Source organism: Micrococcus sp. ACRRV, from assembly GCF_022346985.1.
Lineage (GTDB): Bacteria > Actinomycetota > Actinomycetes > Actinomycetales > Micrococcaceae > Micrococcus > Micrococcus porci.
The window spans coordinates 1-5573 of the sequence record NZ_JAKRNH010000134.1 but is presented as its reverse complement, the minus strand read 5'-3'; the positions used below and the strand labels follow the sequence as shown (position 1 = coordinate 5573).

The following is a 5573-nucleotide window of genomic DNA, read 5'->3' as shown; positions in this document are numbered from 1 at the left end:
GTGCGGGAGGGGGTCCGGGTGGTCCGGGAGGGGGCACGGATCAGCGCAGGCCGCGGCCGACGCCCTGGTCCGAACGGGACGTGGCCGTCAGCGGGCGGCGGTGAGGCGACGGCGCAGCGCCACCAGCACGCCGGCGGCCGCGGCGGCGAGGCCCGCGGGAAGCCAGGCGGCGGCGTCGCCGGTCTGGACCTTGCCCGGCACCGCATGGGAGCCGTCGGAGGGCTGCTCCGACGGCTGCTCGGCGGGCTTCTCCGCCAGCCAGGCGTCACGGGCGGCGACGCCCACGTCCGGGAAGTCGGTGAAGAAGCCGTCGACGCCGGCGTCGAGGACCTCGGTGATGTACGCGGCCAGGTCGCCGTGCTCCACCGGGTTCTCAGAGGAGCGGAACTGCAGCGGCAGGGACTGGTTCTCCGCGCGGAAGGTGTACGGCACCACCGTGAGCCCGGCGTCGTGGGCCACCTCCACCAGGCCGGTGGGCGCGCCCAGGGAGCCGTCCTGGTTCAGGGCGATGACCTGGCGCAGCTCCGGGCCGTAGATGTCGATGCCGTTGAAGGCGGCCTCGGCGGCGCCGGCCGGGGTGGAGAAGTAGGCGTAGTCGCGGGCGGTGTCCCCGGAGAGCACGGCGTCGTAGCCGGAGCCCTCGTACCAGAGCAGGTACGCGGTGTCGGCCTGCAGGCCGAGCCGGGTGTTCATCTCGGCCAGGTTGGAGAACTCGAACGACTGCACCACGGCGCGGCCGTCGGCGTGGTTGAGGCCGTGCTCCTCCAGCAGCTCGATGACCTCCTCCTCCTGGGACAGGCCGATGCCGTCGAAGTAGGAGGGGTGCTTGATCTCCGGGATGATGCCGATCTCGCGGCCGTACTTCGCGGAGAGCTCCTCGCGCAGCTTCAGGTCCTCCTCGAAGGTGGGGACCTGGTACATGCCGTCGTAGGCCGCGGAGCCCGGGCGGGCCTCGGGCAGGCGCTCCTTGGCGCGCAGGGTCTTGAGCTCGGCGAGGGTGAAGTCCTCGGTGAACCAGCCGGTGATCTCCACGCCGTCGACCGTCTTGGTGGTCTTCCGGTCCGCGAACTCGGGGCGCTCGGAGACGTCGGTGGTGCCGGTGATGTCGTTCTCGTGACGGTCGACCAGCACACCGTCCTTGGTGGAGACCAGGTCGGGCTCGATCACGTCCGCGCCCTGGGCCACGGCCAGCTCGTAGGCGGCCAGGGTGTGCTCCGGGCGGTAGGCGGAGGCGCCGCGGTGTGCGACGACGTCCGGGCGCTCGGCCTGGGTGATCGGCTCCCTGGCGGGGATCGCGGCGGAGGCCGGCACGGCCAGCGGGGCGGCCACGGCGACGGCGGCGGTCAGCGCGGCGAGGCCGCGGGCGGTGGTGCGGAGGGCGGTCATGGGACGGTCCTTTCGGGACGGGAGCGATGACCTCTCCAGGTGCCCATGTCCGGGTGGCGTCCCGGGGCCGCCCCGGACGCGGACGGGTGAACCCCCGGTGACGAGTGCGTGGACCCCTGGCTGTTCCGGGCGCGGAGACGGCCCGGCGGGGCGTGCGAGGGGCGCGCAGCCACTCAGCCCTCGGCGGCGCGGCGCTCCTCACGCAGCGGCGCGAGCTGCGCGCCCAGCCAGTCCACGTAGCCCGGGATCCAGTGCGCGTCGCCGTCGTTCCAGTGCTGGGCCACTACGGACTGGGGGAACACCACGGCGTCGGAGAGCGGATCGCGCAGGCCGAGGTCCGTGGCGTCACCCTCCGTGACGGCGACCCAGGCCAGCCCATGGCGGGCGCCCAGGTGCTCGCCCAGCAGCACCGCCACGACGTCGAGGAGCACGCCCAGCTCGTCCGGGTCCACGTCCTCGGACCGCGAGCGCGCCAGGAGGCGGCCGTGGTACGCGTCCACGGCGTCGAGGTCCAGATGGCCCGTGCCCTCCTGGGCGGCGAAGTCGCGGCGGACGGCCACCCACTCCTGCTCGGCGGCGGTGAGGGGTCGGATCTGCTGCTCGCTCATGCCCCCGATTCCATCACGCCCCGGCCCGGCTGGGAGACTGGGGGCATGCGCATCCTGACCGTCTGCCTGGGGAACATCTGCCGCTCGCCCGCCGCGGAGGCGGTGCGCGCCGGACGCGTCTGACGCGCCGCACGCGCCGCACGCTTTCGTTCGCGAAATAGACGGCGCGCCGGGCGCTTTCGTGAACGAAGTGGACGCGGTCGCCCCCGAAGGCCTTGCGTTTCGCGCACCAAAAGGTGAGACACGCCGTGCGTTTCACGCACGAAAACGGGGGGGTCAGCCGGTGGCGTCGGGGCCGTCGTCGGCCCCGTCGAGGACCGCGAGGATCCGCTCGGCCGCGTCGGCCCGGAGCGCCCCGCGGCGCGCGGCGCGCTGCGCCGTGGCCCGGGCCAGGGACTCCCACACGGCCAGCACGTCCGCCGGCATGCCGCCGTCCACGAGCTCGCGGAGGGTGTCCCGGTGTCCGCGCACGGTCTCCACGTCGCCCCGGGCCACGGGGCCGGTGAGGGCGCCGTCACCGTCGGTGAGCGCGTTCTCCAGGGAGGCCTGCATCAGGGGGCGGAGCATCCGCTCCGGCTCCGCGACGCCGATCTCCTCCAGGATCTGCCGCGCCTGCGCCGTCACGGTCACCAGGTGGTTAGACCCGTGCGAGAGCGCCAGGTGGTAGGCCGCGCGGTCGGCCTCCTTGACCACCACCGGGTCGCCGCCCATCTCCACCACGAGCGCCTGCGCCACCGGCAGCACCACCGGGTCCGCGGTCACCCCGAACACGCAGTCCTGCAGGCGCGCCAGGTCCAGGCTCAGCCCCGTGAACGTCATGGCCGGGTGCACGGCCAGCGGGATCGCCCCGTGCGCGCGCACCGGGTCCATCACCCGCACCCCGTGCCGACCGGAGGTGTGCACCAGCAGGTGACCGGTCTGGATGTGGCCCGCCGCGGCCAGTCCGGCGATGAGCTCGGGCAGCGCGTCGTCCGGGACGGCGAACAGCACCATCTCCGAGCGGCGCAGGATCTCCGGGAGCTCCAGCACGGGCACGCCCGGCAGCAGGGCCTCGGCCCGCGTCCGGGACGCCTCGGAGACCGCGTGCACGCCCGTGATCGTGTGCCCGGCCCCGCGCAGCGCCGCGCCCAGCACGGCCCCCACGCGCCCGGCGCCGATCACGCCGACGCCCAGCCGCCCCGGCCGGTCCGCGGGGTCCGCCCCGGTCAGCTCCGGGCTCATGTCCATCCGGCTCACGCCGTCTCCTCTCCTCGGTGCTCCGTCGTCGCCACGGGCGGGGTGTCCCCGGGGCGCGGGCCCGTCTCCATGGGCACGACGCCGGCCGCGGCCATCTCCGCCCGCCCCACCTCGGTGCGGGCCACCTCGGCGGTGCGGCGCTCGAAGCGCTCCAGCTCCTCGGGGAGCATCCACCGGTTGCGGTCGGTCAGCCGGCGGGACACCGCCGCATGCCGGGACTCGACCTCGAACAGCTCGGCCAGCACGTCCTCGTCCAGGCCGCGCAGCCGCGCCGCGCCGCCGGCCATGTGGACGCGCAGCGTGGCCACGCGCAGGCGCCGCTGCACGGGCCCCTGGGTGAGCGCCACGGCCTGCAGGCGCTCGTGCTGCACGGTCTGCACGCTCCGGGAGAGCCGGCCGTGCCGGACCACCAGCAGGGTCGGGGTGAGGGCGTACCCGTGGCGACGCCACGTGAGCCAGTGCCACCACCAGGCCGCCCGGCGCGGCACGTGGCGGAACCCGCCCTCCTCGCCGGAGCCGGTCATGGCGGTGCGCATCAACTCCCCCGCGGCCCGCGCGTCACCGCCCAGGCCAGGGTCCGGGGCCACCACCTGGAGCACGCGCAGCACATCCTCCCAGGGGCCCACGGGCAGGGCGACGTCGCGGCGGCGCCCCTCCGCCTCGAGGCCGCCGTACCCGGCCACGGACACCTTCACCCGGTGCCAGCCGAACGGCCGCCAGAACAGCGGCTGGGAGATCTCCACTCCCTGCACGCGCCCCGGCGGGACGGTCTGGGAGACCGTCTCCGTGAACCCGTACCGCAGGCGCAGCCCGTCCGAGGAGTCCCGCACGGTGAACCCCCAGCCCTTGTTCAGCCCGGACCAGACGGCGCCGGCCAGGGAGAACAGCAGCGGGAACGTGGAGCCCAGGGTGACGGCCCAGACCCCGGCCTCCTCCCCCGCATTCGCGTCCGGAAACAGCAGGAGCAGCAGGGAGAGCACCGCGGGGACGGCCACGACGGCGCCGAGGAGGCCCATCACCGTGGAGGACAGCAGCACCGAGCCGATCAGCCGGCCGGCGGGCACGCGCAGGAGCACCGGCCCCTGCTCCTCCGGGTCGACCAGCAGACCCCGGACGGGCCCGGCCGCGGCGGGGCCCCCCGCCGCCTCGGGAGCCGCGGACGGGACCGGGCGCGCCGCCGCGGCGCCCGAGGCACGGTCGAGGATCTGCCGGCGCACGGCCGCCGCCTGGGCCTTGGGCAGGTAGGCGAGCTCCAGGGCGGAGTCCCCGCCGCCGTCGGCCGCCTCCACCTTCACGACGGCCAGGCCGATCAGGCGCGCCGGCAGGGGGTGCTGCAGGTCCACGGCCTGCAGGCGGTCGTAGTGCATCTGCCGGCGGGAGCGGAACAGCCAGCCCTGCTTGAGCTCGATCTCCTCCGCGCCGATCCGGAACCGGGTGAACCACCAGGAGAAGAAGAACGCCAGGCCCACCAGCAGCAGCACGCCCAGGGCGATCCCGCCGCCGATCAGCAGCCCCCGGCCGTCCACGCCCGGGCCGCCCCCGGCGTCGGCGCCGAACAGCCCGCCGATCCACCGCTCCACGACGTCCCGCAGGGCGAAGAACAGGAACGTGGCCACCATGACCCAGCCCCGGATCCAGGGCGAGGCGGGATGCACGCGGACCCAGCCGGCGTCGTCGGCGGCCGGGGCGGGGGCGATGCGGCCGTCCTCCGGGGACGGCCCGGACGCGAGGCCCTCCGGGCGCGGGGCGGGGGCGCTCACAGCCCCGCCAGGCGGGCCTGGCCGCGGGCCATCAGGACCTCGCGGAGCCGGTCGCAGGTCTCCCGGGGGAGGCCGACCAGCTCCACGTCCGCGCCGCCGGCGGTCTTCAGCGTGAGCTTCTGCAGGCCGGCCCAGCGCAGCAGCGGTCCGTCCGTCACGTCCACGTACTGCAGTCGCCCGTAGGGCACGGCGACGACCCGGCGGAAGAGGATCCCCTCCCGCCACAGCACGTCGTCCTCCCGCTCGGCCCAGCCCTTCGCCGCCACGCGACGCGGGATGAGGACGAGCTCCACCAGCGACCACGCCAGGACGAGCGCGGGCAGCCCCCAGGCCGTCCACGACCACATGTCCGGCCACACGCCGGTCAGCTTGAGCACCAGCGGCACGGACACCACCGCCAGCCAGATCACGAGGGCGATCAGCTCGCGCACCGCCTCCACGCGCACCAGCGCGGGCGAGACGGGCGTGAACTCGACGCCCTGCAGGTCAATCCCGGGCCCGGGGGCCCGCGGCCGGGGGGCGGAGGGGGGGGGGGGCGGGCCCGGGCTTTGGGGGGAGGGCGGGGGGGTTAACCCCCGGGCGC

Annotated in this window: 5 protein-coding genes; all 5 read right to left on the bottom strand. The window is 75.5% G+C overall.

The window, feature by feature from the left end; genetic code table 11:
- Positions 1 to 87: 87 nt before the first annotated feature.
- The 5 genes from MHY29_RS11030 to MHY29_RS11010 all read right to left on the bottom strand — a co-directional run bounded on the left by MHY29_RS11030 (position 88) and on the right by MHY29_RS11010 (position 5436).
- Positions 88 to 1386, bottom strand: coding sequence for a glycerophosphodiester phosphodiesterase family protein (locus tag MHY29_RS11030; protein WP_239241241.1), 1299 nt, complete (start codon positions 1384 to 1386; stop codon positions 88 to 90).
- Positions 1387 to 1559: 173 nt separating this feature from the next.
- Positions 1560 to 1994: a DUF3806 domain-containing protein gene (locus MHY29_RS11025; RefSeq protein ID WP_224355840.1), complete on the bottom strand. Its 435-nt coding sequence runs from the start codon at positions 1992 to 1994 to the stop codon at positions 1560 to 1562.
- A gap of 276 nt (positions 1995 to 2270) precedes the next feature.
- Entirely contained in the window at positions 2271 to 3221 is a 951-nt protein-coding gene (locus MHY29_RS11020) for a Rossmann-like and DUF2520 domain-containing protein (RefSeq protein WP_224356751.1), read from the bottom strand.
- 5 nt (positions 3222 to 3226) lie between these two features.
- A complete protein-coding gene (locus MHY29_RS11015; protein ID WP_224355841.1) occupies positions 3227 to 4990 on the bottom strand; it encodes a PH domain-containing protein in 1764 nt (587 codons plus the stop codon).
- Positions 4987 to 5436 (bottom strand): PH domain-containing protein, encoded by a 450-nt coding sequence (locus MHY29_RS11010; RefSeq protein ID WP_239241240.1) that lies wholly within the window; start codon positions 5434 to 5436, stop codon positions 4987 to 4989. The genes MHY29_RS11015 and MHY29_RS11010 overlap by 4 nt, the downstream gene beginning before the upstream one ends.
- Positions 5437 to 5573: the final 137 nt, after the last annotated feature.

Bases quoted from the DNA above. Each gene is read 5' to 3' on its own strand.
- MHY29_RS11030 (WP_239241241.1), bottom strand. From the start codon at position 1,386: ATGACCGCCCTCCGCACCACCGCCCGCGGCCTCGCCGCGCTGACCGCC.
- MHY29_RS11020 (WP_224356751.1), bottom strand. From the start codon at position 3,221: ATGGACATGAGCCCGGAGCTGACCGGGGCGGACCCCGCGGACCGGCCG.
- MHY29_RS11025 (WP_224355840.1), bottom strand. From the start codon at position 1,994: ATGAGCGAGCAGCAGATCCGACCCCTCACCGCCGCCGAGCAGGAGTGG.